Raw genomic sequence first — 19,712 nt, forward strand, 5'->3', positions numbered from 1 at the left:
TTTGCTTCTCCCGGTTTTAATATTTATTAAACTGAAGATTGCAAAACCTGTTCTACGCCGTATTTGTTCTAAACTTCTGTTTTCTAAAAAACAGCATTTCAGTGATAAAGATAAGCAGTAGACTAATTCCGGTGGTCGCAGTAACTTTTCCGATAAAATAAAGAAAGTTTCCAAAGTGCAGCCATTCTATCAATACAAGGTAAAAATGGTGAATGAAAGTAAACACAAGCACGTACAGTCCATACGGCGCTATACCCATACTTTTTATAGAAGGTTCCGCGTAATTTAGTTCTGCACCTTCCTGCGAAATAAGAATATTAATCAGGAAAGGTCTTAAATATGCAATTAGAACACAGGGTGCCGCATGCAGGCCGGGGGTACTTAAAAAGTAATCAAGTGTTAAACCAAACAGAAATGAGACAAGCAATAAGCTAAAGCGCGAGATATTAAACGGCAACCAGAGAATAAATAAAAAGTACAGATAGGGTGTTATAAACTGGTGCAATGGCGGTATCTGGCTGAGCACATATACCTGCACTAGAATAAAAAGGATAAACCGGATGATATTTTTTACTAACAGGCTCATTGATTCTTTACAGGTGCAGCCTCCAGTCTGCGCTGCTCATCCCATTGAACATTTTCTACCAGGTTTACATATTCTAAGTTATAAAAATTTGTAGCGGTTTTAAGCCGTATAACTAAAAAGTTACTTCCCGGATCTTTTGATATTTCATCTACAAAACCTACCAAAATATCAGAAGGAAAGTTAGCTGAATAACTGCTTGTAACCACAGTATCGCCCTTAGCAACAGGAGTACTTTTGGGTATATTTCTCAAAGTTATAAAACGAGGATCTTTTCCATCCCATTCTACTGTGCCTTGTATATTGCCTTTTTTAAGCATTGAGCTTACCTTGCTATTGCGGTGTAATAAGCTCATAACACGGCTAAAATTTTCACTTACATCTATTACCGTACCCACAACACCTTGCGGACCAATCACCGCCATATCTTTTTTAACGCCCTGGTTTGCCCCACGATGAAGAGTGAGATAATTTAACTGCTGAGAAACAGTATTATTTACAACTTTTGCAGGAAGCCAGATAAATTTACGTTGACGGCCAAGTGTATCTCTCACAAGGGTATCTAGTACTGCAAGTCGTGAACTATCAGGACTTTCGAAATCAGTACGCAACATATTCTTTAACCGGGTATTTTCCTCAAGTAGCAACTTGTTGTTCTCCTTTAAATGAAAATAGTTTTGGATTTTATTGTATTGCAAATTTATCCGGCCTGTAATTTCATTAGCGACACCGGCGTAAACGGCTTCATGCGTTTGGTTATACCTTATTAATAGAATAAGCGATACTATCTGCAACACCAGAAAAAACAGAAAATTAAAATATCTCCTGATAAAAATGAAAATATTCTTCATAAACTCCCTCCCCCAAAATAACTCATTTGTACCACCGGCAGAGGCAGGATGAGGCTAGAAAATAGGATTTTATAGAAAAATAAAGATTTCAGTTTCAGTAGACTTTAGGTATTTTCCGCATGAGGAATAATTAGAAGGACGATCTTGATTTATTTAATTTTACCTCATAATAAATGGAAACCGCTGATAGTTTTTAAGTGCAATACCCGTTCCACGAACAACACTCTTAAGAGGATCGTCAGCGACATGCACAGGCAATTTAATTTTTTGGCTTAAGCGTTTATCTAACCCACGTAGTAATGCTCCGCCACCTGTTAAGTACAAACCCCTTCTATAAATGTCGGCTGCCAGCTCCGGCGGGGTTGTTTCAAGAGCTTTAAGAATAGCTTCTTCAATTTTAAAAATACTCTTGTCCAAGGCTTCGGCAACCTCCTGGTAGCTTACCATAATTTGTTTAGGTATACCGGTTACAAGGTCGCGGCCATTTACAGGAATGTCATCTGGTGGTGTTTCCAAATCCTTCATTGCGGCCCCAATCTGAATTTTAATTTGTTCTGCAGTACGTTCACCAATCAGTAAGCTATGATACCTACGGAGAGCTTCCATGATATCTGCTGTAAATTCATCTCCAGCTATACGGATGCTTTGATCACATACTATACCGGCTAAAGCAATTACGGTAATCCCGGTAGTTCCACCACCTATATCGATGATCATATTTCCTACAGGCTCTTCGACATCTATACCTATACCCAGTGCAGCAGCCATTGGCTCGTGCAACAGGTAAACTTCTTTAGCTCCCGCCTGCTCAGCACTGTCGCGAACGGCGCGTTTTTCTACTTCCGTAATACTACTAGGTATACAAATCATCATTCTCCAACTTGGTGCGAACAATGGTTTTTTTGGATAGATCATTTTGATCATTTCCCGTATCATTAATTCTGCAGCATTAAAATCTGCTATAACTCCATCTTTCAGAGGACGTATTGTTCGAATACTTTCATGAGTTTTTTCATGCATCATTAAAGCACGTTTACCTACCGCTAAAACAGTTTTCAGGTTGTTGCGGTCAAGTGCTACAATTGATGGTTCATTCACTACTACTTCTTCGTTATGAATAATCAGGGTGTTAGCTGTACCCAGATCCATTGCTATCTCTTGTGTAAACCAGTTGAAAAGTCCCATTTATATTTAAGTTCCTTGTAAGTTATTAATGGCTGCAAAGTTGTGTGAAATAATCCGAAATAACAAAGTGCAAGTTTTTAAGATGGTATAAGGTAAATAATGTGTGTATAAATAATAAAAATGAAAGTATAATTAACCCGATATAAGAGAGGAAATTTCAACAGAAGGATTTCAAAACGTATTAGGTAAAAAGAAAAGCGCTGACAATAACTGTGTTGCCAACGCTTTTTCTAACTATTCTTTACTATCTTTTACCAGTTTCCACCTGAGCCGCCACCACCAAAACTGCCGCCACCAAATCCACCAAAGCCGCCGCCTGAGCTACCTCCACCACCCCAGTTGTCCCGGCCTCCTCTTCCGCCACCTAACAGGCTACCTAATATAGCGCCAGTGGCAAAGTCTCCGTATCCTCTCCGGCTAAACATTCCTCCGCCTCCACCACGTCCGCCGCCTCTGCGACCTACAAGTATTAAAATAATGAATATGATAATTATTATCCCTAAAATACTTCCACCTCCCCCACCATCTTTATTACGCCTATATCCCTCGGGGGCTTTGTATTCTCCCGCTGCAGCTTTAAAAATTGCCGTAGTTCCTAAATCTAATCCACGATAAAAGTCATCTTTTTTAAAATTGGGCGTTATTTCATTGTCAATAATAGATTTACAAGTAATGTCAGGTAATGCGCCTTCTAACCCATAACCAGGCGCAATAAATATCTGGTGATCATTTTTTGCAACTAAAAGAACGACGCCATTGTTTGTCTTCTTGTTACCAATTCCCCAGGCTCGCCCAAGTTTAGTAGCATAATCTACCGGGGCGTAATCATTGGTAGTAGGCACAATAACAACTGCCACCTGGTTACTCGTACTGTCATCATAGGCAACCAGTTTTTGCTCAAGCGCTGCTTTTTGATCTTCAGTAAGCGTATTGGTGTAATCATTAACCAACCTTGGCGGCGAAGGCCTTTCTGGTATGTCTTGCGTTATTCCTGCTATAACAGGAATAAAAAATAATATGGTAAATAAAAAACGCTTCATGTGGTTTATAAGAAAAAGCAATCCCGCTTATGCGGGATTTACTTTAATTTCCAAAAATTATTTCATCCGGGAGCTCATTTTTATCCTCTTTTTCATAAGGAAATTCTTTCTGCAATGCCAAACCGATATCTCTGATAGCATGACAAATACCGCCAGTGTAATTGTCTTTTGTAAAATGTGCAATTATTTTTTTGACTTCCTCGGTCCAATACTGGCGACCTAATCGCTGATAAATACCTTCGTCTGCAAATAAAGCCAACTGATGATCATCCATTGCCATATACAACAAAACAGCATTCCGGTCTTTTGTTTGTTCCATTTTAAGACTGAAAAATATTTCTTTTGCCCTATCTACAGCATCAACATATGCGCATTTGCTTTCTACAAAAAACCTTATCTCTCCGCTTGTATTTTTCTCGGCTTCCTGTATTGCTTCTACCATAAGAAACTGTTGTTCTTTGGTAAAAAACTCTCTTTTATTCTTTGAAGGAAAAAGTGACAATGCTAAGAATTATTAGTTTTAAAATTTTACTTCCGGAGCCTTTTCAGATCCTGCTTCTGCCGCAAATCCCTGTCTTTGTTTAAAGCCCATCATACCTGCAAAAATGTTTGTAGGAAAAGTACGCACTTTTGTATTATAAGTTTGAACAGCATCATTAAAATCGTTTCTTGCTGTCTTTATCCTGTTTTCAGTTCCCTCCAATTGAGCCTGCAAGCCACGGAAAGCATCGTTAGCACGAAGATTAGGATAGGCCTCTGCAACTGCCAGCAAACGCCCTAAGCTTTGTGATAATTGCCCTTGGGCTGCCTGAAACTGCTGAATTTTTTCAGGTGTAAGATTATTTGGATCTACTTTTACCTGTGTAGCGGACGCCCTTGCATTGATTACATTAGTCAAAGTTGTTTGTTCAAAGTTAGCTTCACCCTTAACTGTATTAACAAGGTTAGGAATAAGGTCTGCGCGACGCTGGTAATCACTTTGAACCTTGTTCCAGGAATTTTTCACTGCTTCATCCTGTTGAACCAAGCTGTTATAACTGCCACAACCACAGCCTCCTAATATTAATACAGCAGCCAAAATAACTATAAGTGTTAGATTTTTTGAATTCATTGTCGTAATTGATTTTTTTAAATTTTAATTAAAAATCATTTTAAATGACTTTTCTAAGCATTGCAAAAAAGCGGCCACCTATAAAAACTGCCTTTATGTCTTATTGCTTTATCGCGGCAATACCAGGTAATTCTTTTCCTTCAAAATATTCAAGCATTGCTCCACCGCCGGTACTAACATAACTAACTTTGTCAGCAAGTCCGAATTGGTTTACTGCAGCGACACTGTCACCACCACCTACCAGTGAAAATGCACCTTTTGAAGTAGCTTCAACAATATAATCCGCTATAGCTTTTGTTCCTTTTTTAAATTTTTCCATCTCAAAAACACCCATTGGTCCATTCCACAAAATGGTCCTGCTTTGCAAAATAACTTGTCCGAAGTCCTTTATCGCCTGGTCTCCGATATCAAGTCCCATCCATCCTTTTTCAATATTATCGTTGCTTTCTAATTTGGTATTTGCGTTAGCATCAAATTTATCCGCAACTATGCTGTCTTCAGGTAAATGAAAAGATACACCTTTTGCTTTCGCTTTTGCCAGCAGATCGTTAGCAAGGTCCAACTTATCTTCCTCGCACAAGCTGCTTCCTATTTCTTTGCCCTGTGCTTTCAAAAACGTATATGCCATTCCTCCACCTATAATGATATTATCAGCTCTTTCAAGCAGATTTTCAATAATTAAAATTTTGTCGCTCACTTTAGCACCGCCTAAAATGGCAGTAAAAGGCTTTTCATTACTGTGTAAAACTTTCTCAGCACTACTCACTTCATTTTCCATTAATAGCCCGAACATCTTTTTATCACCTGGAAAAAATTTTGCAATGATAGCCGTAGAAGCATGAGCACGATGTGCGGTTCCAAATGCATCATTCACATATACATCTCCCAGTTTGCTTAACTTTTCTGCAAACGCTTCATCACCTTTTTCTTCCTGCTTATAAAAACGAAGATTTTCGAGCAGCAATACTTCCCCCGGTTGTAACGATGCAGCCTTTTGTACGGCTTCTTCACCTATACAATCATTTGCAAATAAAACTTTGGTACCGCCTAACAATTTTTCCAAATGAGGAACTAGGTGACGTAATGAATATTTATCAGTTGGGCCGTCTTTAGGGCGACCAAGATGGCTCATAAGAATAACACTGCCACCGTCGTTTAAAATCTTTTGGATAGTTGGGATGGCAGCGCGCATCCTGTTATCATCCGTTATTTCAAACTTATCGTTTAACGGCACGTTGAAGTCGACCCGAATAAGGGCTTTTTGTCCGGCGAAGTTATGGTTTTGAAAGTTGCTCATTTTGTTAGAATTAATTGTATAAATAAAAAAGCCGCAAAGAACGAAATATACGCAAAGAAATCGCAAAGTAAAACCTTTGCGCAACTCTGCGATGTCCTCGCGCTCTTTGCGGTCAGTATAATTAAGAACTTACAGTCGAAGTAAGTGACACAACGATGCTGAATAGAATTGCATCCGTCCACTCACAAAAACATTATTTACTAATAAGACCTGCAAAATACCTTACGGTACGTACCAATTGGCTTACATAGCTCATTTCATTGTCGTACCAACTTACGGTTTTAACAAGTTGTCTGTCACCTGCAGTAACTACTTTGGTTTGAGAAGCATCAAACAGTGAACCATAAGTAATACCAATGACATCACTGCTTACAATTTCGTCTTCTGTATAGCCAAAACTTTCGTTTTTTGCATTTCTCATTGCAGTATTTACTTCTTCCACTGTCACCTGCTTTTCGAGAATAGTTGTCAATTCTGTTAGCGAACCGGTAATAACAGGAACACGCTGTGCACTACCGTCTAGTTTGCCTTTCAACTCAGGAAGAACAAGGCCTATTGCCTTTGCAGCACCAGTGCTGTTTGGCACAATGTTTTGAGCCGCAGCCCTTGCCCGACGCAAATCTCCTTTTGGATGTGGAGCATCTAAAGTATTCTGGTCGTTGGTGTAAGCGTGAATTGTAGTCATGAGACCCATTACAATTTTAAACTGGTCATTCATAACCTTTGCCATTGGCGCCAAACAGTTGGTTGTACATGATGCACAACTGATGATTGTTTCACTACCATCAAGTATTTCATGGTTTACATTAAATACTACGGTTTTAAGATCGCCAGTCGCAGGGGCTGAAATTACAACACGCTTTGCACCTGCTTTCAGGTGAGCTTCAGCTTTTGCTTTATCAGTAAAGAAACCGGTACTTTCAATAACGACATCTACCTGGTGCTCGCCCCATGGAATTTGAGAAGGGTCTTTTTGAGCATATATTTTTACTTCATCACCATTAACAACTATAGAGTTTTCGGTGCTTTTCACGTCACCCTCGAAGCGGCCTTGTGCACTATCATATTTTAATAAGTGAGCCAGTACTTTAGGGCTGGTAAGGTCGTTGATAGCTACAACATCTATACCTTCCATATTATAAATCTGGCGAAATACCAAACGGCCGATACGTCCAAAGCCATTAATGGCGACTTTAACTGTACTCATATTTTTATTTTTTCTGTTTTAAAAAACTTTGCAAAATTACAAGGAAAGAAGAGAACTTTAGCTTTATTTTTTTGTAATCAACTTTCATTCCATCCCTCAGCTTCTCTTGCGTCGCACTCTTGTACATCAAATCTTTATGCATCTAAAAAAGGTGCCTGATAATATTTTTTTCAAACTATTTAAAAAAAGTTTTGGCAGGAATACGTGATGCTACTATTTTTGCACTCCCAATTACAAAACGGAGCGTTGGTCAAGGGGTTAAGACACCTCCCTTTCACGGAGGAATCACGGGTTCGATTCCCGTACGCTCTACTTCTGAAACCCAGTCTGGTACTGGGTTTCATTCTTCTGACAAAATAAGTCGGGCATTGGTGCGTGAGTTTCGTAACTCAGCAAACCTATGCTATCTGTTATTTTTTATGCATGGGCACGACCGATCGAAATCACAAGGCTTACTATAGGCGAGTTTGAATTATCGCTAGAGCTAATCCGTTTTAAAAAAGGAAAAACTAAAAATGGCGAAGCGTCCTACGTACAGATAGTACCACCACTTAAAGAGCTTATTAAAAAGCTGAATTTGCAGCAATATCCCGGACATTATAAAGTTTTTAGTGATAATTTTCAACCTGGCGTTAGGCAAGTAAGTAAGCATTACGCTTTAAAGTTTTGGAAAAAATGGGTGAAGGACAAACAGGGAATAAATAAAGATATGTATTCTCTTAAGCATACTGGAAACATCGAGTATTTGCTAAATAACAAGGAAAATATAAATTTAAAGTGGCAGCAAATGCAAAACAGACATTCGTCCGCTACAATCACTGAAAGATACAATCGTAAACTTGGAGCTTATTTTATTGAGGTTGGAAATTTGAATTTTAGACAGTTTATTTGGAAGTAAAAATCTGTTGCTTTCATAATGAAATTAAGGTTAATTAACGCCACGACCAATGTTTCAACGATCTATTTTAATAGCTTAAGGATTAATTACTTGATATACAAAAGGCACATACCATAGGATGCTGTCAGCAACATAGCCGGTTCGAATCAACCGGAGGTTGCCGCTCTGTTTTAATTGGGTAATTGTAGCGTTGTTGGGTTTTAATGTAAGATAGGAGACTCCATACTGTATCGCTATTCTCGTTAATGCTTTGAAGTTTTCCGGAACAGTAAAATTCGCTTTTGAAAAATGAATGAGGCTGTCCATTTTTCCGGTGCGGAGGGTTAGAAATGAAATAACTCGATTGAGTTGCGATGTATCATCTTTGAGGTTTTGAACCATCTCGAGGATATCTTCTTTTTCTTTGTGTCGTTCAACATTAATCTCGCTGATGTTTTCTCGACAAAGCCAAGAAAGACGGCTAAGAACAACATGAAGAATTCTAACAAGTATTCGCTCCATTTCTTTTTGTGTGATGGATGATGCGGATGATGTACTTCCATTAGTGAGGAGTCAGTTATGTTTTGATTTACTATGTTTTCAGTTAGCTGTTTTATCTGGGCAGGAGACGTACTTCCATTCGGAGGATCTTGCTCAGTGAAAGGTTGTTGTAAAATATCATTTTGCTCACTAGCAGTGACTTCTCTGTTTTGTTTATTTTTTATAAGAGGTAAAAGTTTGAATCTATACAATTTATCTTATTTCATATAGAGAGTTATTACATGAGGGCTAATTTAATCGGCGGCGGCAGCAACCTGAAGACATACGGTTCCAGATTTTGTACAGATTGCCTTTGACATTCTTTTCAAATGCTGCAATCAATACCTCATCAATGCCGCTTGCGCCTCTGTTTGCTTTGACTCTTTGGTACGCATCCATAACAAGTTCCTTGGAAATCTCAAATGTCTTTGCTCCTTGCATTAAATCCTCCTAATTGCTTAGTTGTCTGATACAATTCGCCGAATAAGCTGACCCCTTCGCTCCCCTTCATTACAAAGGCTTCAATCACTACTACCGGTCAGTCTGCCCCTGTGCCTAGCTTTGGTGCTTTCCTTCTTACAGGTTCGCTGCTTAAAGTTTTCCCTTAACATCTAAACCACAGGTTCCCAAGTTCCTCGTAAAAGCCTCTATGCACCTGGTGCCATCTCTATACCGGATGCCGACAGAGCAGTAAACAGGTTCCTCTCTGACTGATCCCGAACCCGGTAGAGTAGTTCGGTTTTAACATCGTCTTGAGTATTTCGATACCTCATCGATGGTTCCCTTACGGTCACCTTTTGCATAGTCAACTTCCAGTTTTGAACTGACTTTTCATGCGTCGCTCACGACCAAAGCTCTTAACTAAAGCCGCACGCACTAGTTTGAAACCTACTCCTGCAAGCCGGCTCCGAGCGACCTCCCCTCATCTTTTACGAAGTACCTCTCTACTGTTATTCATGCAGCAGAAAGTTCAGGGCACACTCTACCCTTACTCCTTTGATAGATAATACTCTTCCACATCCCGATAACTTAAACTGAAATCTATTTTTAAAATATAGTGCTTGTAGAATAACATGTTTAGGGAAATTATGACCTTAACATCTAACAAATCTATTTAACACACCTGATAATACAAATTACAACTGTGACAGAACCCGCAAAAGCACCGTTAATAAAAATAATTAACAAGTTTCATTACTTGTTAAAAAAGTTTTAAATTGCTATTTTAAGTATTTTTTATGTTAAAATAAATGATATGATATTGAAACCAGCGCTTCGTGTATGGACAATAATGGTTCTACTATTCACCTGTAACATTCTTTTTGCACAGCAAAAAACAATAACCGGATTGGTTATGTCAAGGGACGGAACTCCGTTATCTAATGCATCCATCACAGTGGTGGGGCAAAAAGTTGGCGGAACAACATCTTCAAACGGTAGTTTTTCTATTAAAGTTCCCTCAAATGCAAAACGACTTACTATTAGTTATTTAGGATTTGAGTCTCAGGAGATACCTATAGAAGGTCAAACTAATGTATCGGTAACTCTTCAGCCTTCAACAACTAATTTAAACGAAGTCGTGGTTACAGGTTACTCAGCACAGAAGAAAAAAGACATTACTGGTTCAGTTGCAATTGTTAACATAAAAGATCTTAAAGCGGTACCTGTGGGCAGTCCGGAACAGATGTTACAAGGAAGAGCGTCGGGAGTAAATATTACTACTACAGGTCAGCCTGGTAGTGAAAGTAATATACGTATTCGCGGTATTACCTCTTTCGGCGACGTTTCTCCATTGGTAATCATAGACGGAGTGCAAGGAAACTTAACTGATATTAATGCCAATGATATTGAGTCTTTTCAGGTATTAAAAGATGCGGGTGCTGCATCCATTTATGGAGTACGTGGTTCCAATGGAGTAATTGTAGTTACCACTAAAAGAGGTAGATCGGGCAGGGCTTCGTTAACCTATGATGGTTACTTCGGAATACAGCAGCCTCTCAAGGGAAACGTGTTTAATTTATTGAATACTTCCGAAATGGCAAAAGTGGCATGGATGGCATTACGAAATTCTGGCCAGGTTGATTCGGTTACCGGCAATCCAACCCATACCCAATATGGAAGTGGTCCTGACCCCGTTATTCCAGATTATATAGTATTAGGAAATAGATATGGCGTGGTCGGACAACCGACGGCCGAGGAGTTGGCTCAATACAATATAGATTACAGTAAAGGGGACATTTATCAGATTGTGCGTGCAAATAAAACAGGTACAGACTGGTATCATGAACTTTTTAAACCTGCACCGATGCAAAGTCATACAATTTCAGCTGCAGGAGGCGGCGACAGATCCACCTATTATTTCTCTTTAGGTTATTTCGACCAAAAAGGGACATTTTTGAACACCTATCTTAAGAGGTATTCAATAAAGGCTAATACAACTTTCAATATAAAAAATAAAGTAAGGGTAGGAGAAAATATTTATATTTATTATAAGGATAATCCCAAAACTGATATATTAGGAGAAACAAATATTGCTGCTCTTTACCGCGAACAACCAATTATTCCTGTTTATGATATAAATGGTGGCTGGGCAGGAACGAGAGCTTCAAGTTTAGGGGATTCATGGAATCCCTATGCGAGAGCTGCAAGAACTAAAGATAATAAAGGCAATAGCTTAACTATTATGGGCAATGTTTTTGCGGAAGTCGAATTCCTCCGGCATTTTACTGCAAGAACGACTTTCGGTGGCACATTCAATAATTTCTATTATTATGCTTTTGGTTTTCATGAATATGAAAATAAAGAGAATAACACTTCTAACTCTTTTAATGAAAATTCAGGCTTTGATAGGAGTTGGACCTGGTCGAATACTATCAGTTATAACCAAATTTTTGGACAACATGATGTGAAGGTTTTAGCAGGTCTTGAAGCAATTAACAATTATAGCAGAGGAGTGGGTGGCAATGCTTTAGGCTTGTTTACTGATGCACCCGATTACAGGCTTTTAAGCAACGGTTCTTCGGGCTTTACGAATTATAGCTATGCTTTTCAAAATTCATTGTATTCTCAATTTGGAAGATTAGACTATTCATATGCTGGAAAATACCTTTTTGCCGCTACTGTTCGCAGGGATGGATCCTCCCGCTTTGGTCCTGAGCAAAGATTTGGAGTTTTTCCTGCCTTTTCTGCCGGATGGATAGTTACCCAGGAGCCATTTATGCAATCAGTGACATGGTTAAATAATTTAAAGATAAGAGGAAGCTGGGGTAAACTGGGCAGCCAACAAAATGTTGATCCTAATAATGCTTTTAATTTATACAGCAGTAGTGCAAGCAGTTCTAATTTTGGTTCTTTTTATGATATTAACGGTACTAACACCAGTTCTGTACAAGGTTTTACCGCTAACAGAATTGGCAATTTAGCAACAAGATGGGAAGAGGATAAATTAATTAATATCGGAATAGACGCGGTACTTGTAAAGAACAAACTTGATTTTTCTATAGAATGGTACAAGAAATCGGTAAATGGGTTATTGTTTTCAGACCAGACTGCAGGCGCTGCTACTTTAGGCGGAGCTACCCGTCCAACTGTTAATATTGGTAATATAGAAAATAAAGGAATTGATGCATCAGCCGGGTATCATGGGGCTGCAGGAAAAAATTTCAAGTTTGACATTAGCGCAAACATTACAACTTATAAGAGTAAAATTTTATCAATACCGGGGGATTATTTCGATGTCACTTCCGGTGGCAGCCGTATTGGTGATTTTACACGTAACCAGGTTGGTCATCCGATAGGATCGTTTTTTGGGTACGAAGTAATAGGATTATTCCAAAGCACCGATGACGTTGCAAAGTCTCCTGAACAAACGGCTGCTGCTCCCGGCCGGTTTAAATATAAAGATGTAAATGGTGATGGCAAAATAACAGCAGATGACAGAACTTTCTTTGGTGATCCAAATCCGGATTTTACTTACGGCTTTAATATCAACGCCAGCTATAAAGGCTTTGACTTCTCCATGTTCCTATATGGTTCACAAGGAAATCAAAATATAAACTATATCCGTTACTGGACCGATTTTTATCCATCTTTTCAGGGTGTAAAAAGTAAAAACCTTTTGTATAACTCCTGGATGCCTGATCGTCCTAATGCCAAAACGCCTATTGCTGAAAATGAGTCTAATTTCAGTAATAATGCAGTTTTTAACTCTTATTATCTTGAAAATGGCTCTTTCCTAAAATGTAAATCTTTGATGTTGGGTTACAACATTCCTTCAAAGAAATTACAAAAGATTGGTGTAGATCGCTTTAGAATTTACGTACAAGCTGCAAACCTGTTTACTATAACAAAATATACGGGTGAAGATCCCGAAGTCACAGGAACTGCCGCCTCCTTTGGAATAGACTATGGTACTTATCCAAATAATCAAAAGACATATACCGCAGGTGTTAATTTTACTTTTTAAACTTAGTAAGAAAACTAACATATGAAAATAATTAAAATAAAGGCAATCAGGGCTGTTTTAATGTCATCGATCATAGTGATCTCAATTTATTCCTGCAAGAAGGATTTTCTAAACAAAGCTGCATTAGGTACGCTTGATCCTGAAGGTCTCGCAAATAGAAATGGTGTAGAGGGATTGTTAATTGGGGCATATTCGGTACTGGATGGTTATGGATCGGCAAATTCTGGTTGGGAAACAGCTGGGTCTAACTGGGTGTATGGAAGTGTGGCGAGTGATGACTCTTATAAAGGATCAGACCCCGGAGATCAACCGGATATTGTACCTATAGAAACCTATACTGAGACTTCTTCAGATTATTATTTCAATAGTAAATGGAGTACATTATTCGATGGTATCCAGCGGAGTAATGATGTTCTTCGCATAATGAGATTAGCAAAGGATATAACTCCACAGGACACCGCCTTAATAAGCGCCCAGGCACATTTTTTAAGGGCTCATTATCATTTTGATGGCAAAAAGATGTGGAATAACTTTCCTTTTGTAGATGAGACCATTACCTATAAGGATAAAAACTTTAATGTATCTAATACTACTGATATTTATCCTGCCATAGAGGCTGATCTTAAATTTGCAATAGCTAATCTTCCCCCAACCTGGGAGGGTGCGGTAGGCAGGATTAATGTTTGGGCAGCAAAAGCATATCTGGCGAAGGTTTATATGTTTGAACATAAGTTCGATGAAGCCAAAGTTCTGTTAGAGGATGTTATTGCAAATGGCGTTACAAGTAATGGTAAGAAATATAGCTTAAATCCTCTATTTGAAGATAATTTTAATCCGGCTACTCAAAATAATTCTGAGGGAGTTTTTGAAGTTCAGAATTCGGTAAATGATAATTCGAATGGAGGCAATGGAAATTGGGGTGATGTATTGAATTTTCCATACGGTGCCCCAGGTGGATGCTGCGGATTTAACCAGCCTTCTCAGAGTCTCGTTAATTCATACCGTGTTGATGCCAACGGTTTACCTTTTCTTGATACATGGAATACAGTAGATGTAAAGAACGACCAGGGGCTAAGGTCAACAGATCCATTTACTCCTGATACCATCCCCCTGGATCCTCGTCTTGACTGGACTGTTGGCAGAAGAGGCATTCCGTATCTGGATTGGGGTATAATGCCTGGAAACGATTGGATTCGTGACCAAAATAACGGCGGACCTTATTCTCCTATAAAAAATCTTTATTATAAGAGCCAGGCAGGAACTTTTACAGATAACAACTTCTGGACACCCGGAGTAACTGCTAATGACATTATGCTTATACGTTTTTCCGATGTTCTATTATGGGCTGCAGAATGCGAAGTAGAGATAGGATCTTTGGCTAAAGCAATGAATTACGTAAACCAGGTCAGAGCAAGGGCCGCTAATCCTAAGGGGTTTGTAAAAAAATCGGATGGTACTGATGCTGCCAATTATAAAATAGGTTTGTATACATCGTTTCCTAGTCAGGATTATGCCAGAAAAGCGGTTCGGTTTGAAAGAAAAATTGAATTAGCAATGGAAGGTCATAGGTTTTTTGATCTGCAACGTTACTCTATTGACCCAAGTGCTAATTACGCTAATAATGGTTATATGACAAATGTGTTAAACGCTTATATAAACAAAGAAAAGGGAAGGCGTACTTACCTGCAGGGAAAAACCTTTACACAAGGTAGAAATGAATATTTTCCTATTCCTCAGGCACAAATTGATTTAGAACATGGATCTTTAAAACAGAATCCGGGATACTAAATATTAAAGTATTGGGTATAAATCTCATGAAAGGAGGCTTATCAATTGTAAAAGAGTGGCCTCTTTTTATCGAGATAACTAATGCAGTAGGTTTTGAGTCAAGAATTCTTTGCCCATCCTGTTATTTAAAAAACAATTATTATTTCCCATATTACTGCTGCCTTCCAATAACCATATTGATATTTTTTAAACAAAATGAAAATTTATTTTCTTTATAAACACTAAGTATTTTAGTTCTTTTTATTCAAATACAATACATTTTTTATGGATACTTCCCGCCGTATTTTTATCAAAAATGGCAGTATAACTCTCGCTGGTTCTGCTTTGCTTCCGGTTCATATTCTAAAAGAACAAAAAAGTACAAGCCATGTTTTGGGTATCCAATTATGGACAATAAAGGATTATATGGAAAAGGATGTTCCTGGTACACTTAAACGTCTTTCACAAATAGGTTATAGATATGTAGAAGGTGCAGGCTATAATGACCGGAAATTCTACGGCTACCAGGCAGCAGATTTTAAAAAGCTTTTGAATGATAACGAGTTAAAAATGGAAAGCGGACATAACTTTCTAGGTGCAAAGGTTTGGGATAAAGCGAATAATGATTTTACAGATGAGTGGAAAAACACAATAGAAGATGCTGCGGCTGTGGGAATGAAATATGTTATTAGCCCTGGTGTCGATGAAAGTCTTTGTAAAAACGCAGATGACTTTAAATGGTATATGGATTTATTTAATAAAACGGGAAGTCTTTGTAAAAAGGCAGGATTAACTTTTGCCTACCATAATGAAAATTATGAATTTAACCATACCCTTAATGGTACAAGGCTTTATGATCTTCTACTGCAGCTGACAGATAGATCGTTGGTCGCCCAACAAATTGATATCGGCAATATGTATGAACCTGGTGGAAGGGCTATGGATTATTTAAAAAGGTATCCGGGCCGGTTTTTTTCGATGCATGTAAAAGATGAAATTAAAAAAAATACAACTACTCAAAATGGAGATGTCTATGAAAGTACGGTGTTGGGCAAAGGTGTAGTGGGGGTAAAAAATATAGTTGATTTTGCACTTAAATCAGGGACAAAGTATTTTATAATAGAACAGGAATCTTTTCAGGATAAAAGTTCAATAGATTGTGCAGCGGAAGATTTTAAGATGATGAAAAAGTGGGGCTACTGATAAAATCATTCTGTAATGCCTGAAAGGCATTTACATCTAGTTTTTAACTAACCTAATAAAATCCATATGGCGATAGATTCTTCACACGTAAATATTAACACAAAAGGGGTTGCAGAGAACACATTTGATGCTATTGTTATTGGATCAGGTATCAGCGGCGGGTGGGCTGCGAAAGAACTATGTGAGCAAGGTTTAAAAACATTGGTACTGGAGCGTGGACGTAACGTAGTTCATAAAAAAGATTATCCAACTGCACTGAAAAGTCCCTGGGAACTTACACACCGGGGAAGATTGCCATTAGCGATAGAAAAGGAAAATCCTATCATAAGTAAGTGCTACGCGTTTGATGAAACTGCACAGCATTTTTTTGTAAAAGATAAAGAACATCCTTACGTTCAGGAAAAACCTTTTGACTGGATCCGGGGATACCAGGTCGGTGGCAAGTCATTAATGTGGGCAAGGGAAACCCAACGGTGGAGCAAATATGAGTTTGAAGCACCTGCTCGTGACGGCTTTGCTGTTGACTGGCCAATACGTTATGATGATCTTGCACCCTGGTATTCGCATGTAGAAAAATTTGCGGGCATTAGCGGAAATAAAGATGGGATTGAACATTTACCTGACGGTGAATTTTTACCTCCGTGGGAATTGAATTGCGTAGAGAAAAAAATGCAGGAAAGAGTGAATGCATATTATAAAGACAGGAAAATGCTAATGGGGCGCTGTGCAAATCTTACTCATCCGACCAATATACAGTTACAGCAAGGACGCGGCCAATGCCAGGCTCGTAATATGTGTCACCGCGGTTGCCCTTTTGGCGCGTACTTCAGTTCAAATGCTTCTACATTGCCGTGGGCAGAAAAAACAGGCAATCTAACTTTACGGCCGAACTCTGTTGTTCACTCCATTATTTATGATCAACAAAAAGATAAGGCTGTAGGTGTTCGCGTTATTGATGCCCATACAAAGCAGGCAACAGAATATTTTGCAAAGATCATTTTTGTAAATGCAGCCTGTTTAAACAGCAATCTTATTTTATTGAATTCAACTTCTGATCGTTTTCCAAACGGGTTGGGAAATGATCATGATATTTTAGGAAGGTATATTGCCTTTCAAAATTATCGGGGCTCGTTGAGTGCAACCATTGATGGTTTTGAAGACGATTATTATTACGGCCGCAGGCCTGTATCTCCATTAATGCCTAGCTTTAGAAATGTTTACAAACAGGAAACTGATTTTCTGCGAGGCTATCTTGTTTTTTGGGGCGCTTACCGCAAAGCTGGCAATGAAACAACCAATGAAACTATTGGTGCTGCATACAAGGAAGCATTAACTGAAGCGGGCGGATGGGAGGTATATATGAGTATGCAAGGGGAAGTAATTCCCAAGCATGATAATCATGTGCGATTGAGCAAAGACCTGAAAGACGAATGGGGTATTCCTCAATTAATAACCTCAGTTTCGTATGATGATAACGATGAAAAAATGGTGAAAGATTTTTTAGAGCAGGGCGCTGAAATACTCAAAAAAGCGGGTTGCAAAAACATTGTACCGAAAGACAGCAAACAAGCGCCAGGACTGGACATTCATGAAATGGGGGGCGCGAGAATGGGAAAGGACCCGGCAACATCAATCCTTAATAAATGGAACCAGGTGCATAGCTGCAAAAATGTTTTTGTAACAGACGGAGCTTGTATGACTTCAGTAGGAAATCAAAACCCGTCTTTAACTTTCATGGCACTTACTGCACGCGCAGCAAATCATGCTGTTGATGAACTAAAGAAAGGAAATATTTAAAAAAACATGGAAGATTGATTAAAAATGTAAAAAATTTGGATTTGAGATTTTTGGAACTGAGAAGTTGTTCATGCAGAATATTAAAGATTGATGATAGAACTTCAGGAATGCTGCGTGAGTGATAGATCCGAGCAGCTGAAGACTCAATTTTCCTTTTTACTTTAATGTACATAAATTGTTTGTAGTTAGTATTATTTTGTGACGTGATCTGTAACACGGAAATAATCAAAATCAGCAAAACCACCTATGTTTTTTGTTCCATAATTGAACAGCGCAAAACGGTAGCCCATAAAGTGAGGTAAGGTGTACGTCATTTTTAGTTGCGAGCCAATCGGCGTCCATGTCTTTCCATCAAGACTGTAGAAAAAATCGGCTACATCTTTTTTATCAATGAAGTTGCATTCAGCTTTCAAGAAAACCGTTTTTTGCGTAAGCGGTACACTTTGTACCTCCACAGCCATTCCTGTGCCTGCGTTGATCATAACAATCGTTTTGTGATCGCCATTTACTTTAACACCTGCCAAACCGTAATTTTTTTGTAATAGACCCAACCCTGCAAAATCACCGTCTTTCATGTTCGAAACATCAAGCGATGTAGAGCCCATACAAACCGGACCAATAGTGCGTTGGGTTAAAGTATTTCTTGCCATTAAAAAGCTCGTATCTGTCCTGCCAGTGGTAAGGCGCAAATAGCCTTTTCTTGTAGCAAGAGACCACAAATGATTATCAGGATTGTGGTTCCATTGCCAAACCAATGGTAGGTCACGATCACCTTTTTTGCGCGAAAATTCATCCGATGCAACAATGCCGGGGATGAAGCCTTTGCTTTTAGGCAGATCAAGTGTTTCGGGCACTTTACCGTCGACACCTAATACCGGCCAGCCATCGGCCCATGAAACCGGCGTTAAATAAGGGACTCGCCCGACTGCACCATTGTCGCGAAACATGTAAGCATACCATTTGCCTTCAGGCGTATTGATTAACCCCCCTTGAGCAATTCCGCGATCTTGGAGTGCAACCCGGCCTTCGTAAGGACCGGTAATTTTATCGGCACGGTGAATAACCACGGTACGCATTCCTCCTTTTGGCCAGGTAATGTTGAACAGGTAATATTTGCTATTCACTTTAAATAGTTGAGAACCTTCTGCCGGCAAACCAATGGTTCCGGAAGGCGCACTAGCATTTTCAATCAGCACATGTTCTGTGCCCGGCTTGACGCCAGACAGATCATCGTTTAATTCAAGTATCCACAGTTTACCGCTGCCATAAATAAGATACACTTTACCATCATCATCAAAAAACAAGGAATGGTCGTGATAAGATGGTCTGAACGATACTGCTTTCCAAGGTCCTTTTTCAATATCTTTTGTCGAATAGATGTATGTCTTCCCAGTCGTTTGCGCAAAGGTGGAGACATAGAAAGTACCGCCGTGATAACGCATGCTGCTGGCCCACGAACCTCGCCCGTAAGTGCTTTTGCCATTTGTGAGATTCAATTCATCCATATTTGCCAACGTATCATACGCATAGTTGACCAACCTCCAATTTATAAGGTCAGTGGATTTCATAATTGGTACGCCCGGACTCATATGCATCGTGGTGCTACTCATGTAATATGTATTACCAACCCGCACCATCGACATATCTGGAACATCCGCATAAATAATTGGGTTATGCGCCTGCCTTTCCTGAGCGGAAAGAGAAAAAAACAAGCACGCGGCAGCAACAAAGCTTAGGAGAATTCTTTTTATTATCATTCGTTTCTGTGTGTATGACTTATAGGTCTTTT

15 protein-coding genes and 1 tRNA gene are annotated in these 19,712 nt (G+C 39.0%); 6 read left to right on the top strand and 10 right to left on the bottom strand.

The features are described from left to right. Positions 1 to 52 precede the first annotated feature (52 nt). From B154_RS0100895 to gap, 8 genes are all read right to left on the bottom strand, one after another. The gene (locus B154_RS0100895) at positions 53 to 586 is read right to left on the bottom strand and encodes a hypothetical protein (protein ID WP_018611120.1); all 534 of its coding nucleotides are present in this window, start codon (positions 584 to 586) and stop codon (positions 53 to 55) included. Continuing rightward, positions 583 to 1,434: a rod shape-determining protein MreC gene (gene mreC / locus B154_RS0100900; protein WP_018611121.1), complete on the bottom strand. Its 852-nt coding sequence runs from the start codon at positions 1,432 to 1,434 to the stop codon at positions 583 to 585. The genes B154_RS0100895 and mreC overlap by 4 nt, the downstream gene beginning before the upstream one ends. Positions 1,435 to 1,593: 159 nt before the next feature. Further along, on the bottom strand, positions 1,594 to 2,619 hold the full coding sequence (locus tag B154_RS0100905) for a rod shape-determining protein (RefSeq protein WP_018611122.1): 1,026 nt from the start codon (positions 2,617 to 2,619) through the stop codon (positions 1,594 to 1,596). A 251-nt stretch (positions 2,620 to 2,870) separates the two neighbouring features. Next, positions 2,871 to 3,659 (bottom strand): TPM domain-containing protein, encoded by a 789-nt coding sequence (locus B154_RS33550; RefSeq protein ID WP_018611123.1) that lies wholly within the window; start codon positions 3,657 to 3,659, stop codon positions 2,871 to 2,873. Between the two features lie 43 nt (positions 3,660 to 3,702). Then, on the bottom strand, positions 3,703 to 4,161 hold the full coding sequence (locus B154_RS0100915) for a TPM domain-containing protein (protein WP_018611124.1): 459 nt from the start codon (positions 4,159 to 4,161) through the stop codon (positions 3,703 to 3,705). Between the two features lie 18 nt (positions 4,162 to 4,179). Then, positions 4,180 to 4,770, bottom strand: a complete 591-nt coding sequence (locus B154_RS0100920) for a LemA family protein (RefSeq protein WP_018611125.1) — start codon at positions 4,768 to 4,770, stop codon at positions 4,180 to 4,182. Between the two features lie 100 nt (positions 4,771 to 4,870). Next, positions 4,871 to 6,067 carry a phosphoglycerate kinase gene (locus B154_RS0100925; RefSeq protein WP_018611126.1) on the bottom strand — a complete coding sequence of 399 codons (1,197 nt, stop codon included), beginning with the start codon at positions 6,065 to 6,067 and terminating at the stop codon, positions 4,871 to 4,873. A 193-nt stretch (positions 6,068 to 6,260) separates the two neighbouring features. Next, entirely contained in the window at positions 6,261 to 7,274 is a 1,014-nt protein-coding gene (gap, locus tag B154_RS0100930) for a type I glyceraldehyde-3-phosphate dehydrogenase (RefSeq protein ID WP_018611127.1), read from the bottom strand. A 240-nt stretch (positions 7,275 to 7,514) separates the two neighbouring features. On the opposite strand from gap, the gene B154_RS0100940 reads away from it, so the two are divergent. Both B154_RS0100940 and B154_RS0100945 read left to right on the top strand, forming a co-directional pair. Then, a tRNA-Glu gene (locus tag B154_RS0100940) sits at positions 7,515 to 7,586 on the top strand. Between the two features lie 88 nt (positions 7,587 to 7,674). Next, the gene (locus B154_RS0100945) at positions 7,675 to 8,172 is read left to right on the top strand and encodes a site-specific integrase (RefSeq protein ID WP_018611129.1); all 498 of its coding nucleotides are present in this window, start codon (positions 7,675 to 7,677) and stop codon (positions 8,170 to 8,172) included. 75 nt (positions 8,173 to 8,247) lie between these two features. On the opposite strand, the gene B154_RS32075 is transcribed toward B154_RS0100945, so the two are convergent. Next, positions 8,248 to 8,673, bottom strand: a complete 426-nt coding sequence (locus B154_RS32075; protein WP_157580342.1) for a hypothetical protein — start codon at positions 8,671 to 8,673, stop codon at positions 8,248 to 8,250. A gap of 1,273 nt (positions 8,674 to 9,946) precedes the next feature. Between B154_RS32075 and B154_RS0100970 the strand changes: the two genes are divergently transcribed. From B154_RS0100970 to B154_RS0100985, 4 genes are all read left to right on the top strand, one after another. Continuing rightward, entirely contained in the window at positions 9,947 to 13,156 is a 3,210-nt protein-coding gene (locus B154_RS0100970; protein WP_018611132.1) for a SusC/RagA family TonB-linked outer membrane protein, read from the top strand. 21 nt (positions 13,157 to 13,177) lie between these two features. Next, complete coding sequence (locus tag B154_RS0100975) at positions 13,178 to 14,944, top strand: RagB/SusD family nutrient uptake outer membrane protein (protein ID WP_018611133.1); 1,767 nt, start codon at positions 13,178 to 13,180, stop codon at positions 14,942 to 14,944. A 264-nt stretch (positions 14,945 to 15,208) separates the two neighbouring features. After that, the gene (locus B154_RS0100980; protein ID WP_018611134.1) at positions 15,209 to 16,126 is read left to right on the top strand and encodes a sugar phosphate isomerase/epimerase family protein; all 918 of its coding nucleotides are present in this window, start codon (positions 15,209 to 15,211) and stop codon (positions 16,124 to 16,126) included. 66 nt (positions 16,127 to 16,192) lie between these two features. Beyond that, positions 16,193 to 17,923, top strand: a complete 1,731-nt coding sequence (locus B154_RS0100985; RefSeq protein WP_018611135.1) for a GMC oxidoreductase — start codon at positions 16,193 to 16,195, stop codon at positions 17,921 to 17,923. A 191-nt stretch (positions 17,924 to 18,114) separates the two neighbouring features. On the opposite strand, the gene B154_RS0100990 is transcribed toward B154_RS0100985, so the two are convergent. Then, positions 18,115 to 19,680 (bottom strand): glycoside hydrolase family 43 protein, encoded by a 1,566-nt coding sequence (locus B154_RS0100990; RefSeq protein ID WP_018611136.1) that lies wholly within the window; start codon positions 19,678 to 19,680, stop codon positions 18,115 to 18,117. Positions 19,681 to 19,712: the final 32 nt, after the last annotated feature.

This window comes from Segetibacter koreensis DSM 18137, from assembly GCF_000374045.1.
GTDB lineage: Bacteria > Bacteroidota > Bacteroidia > Chitinophagales > Chitinophagaceae > Segetibacter > Segetibacter koreensis.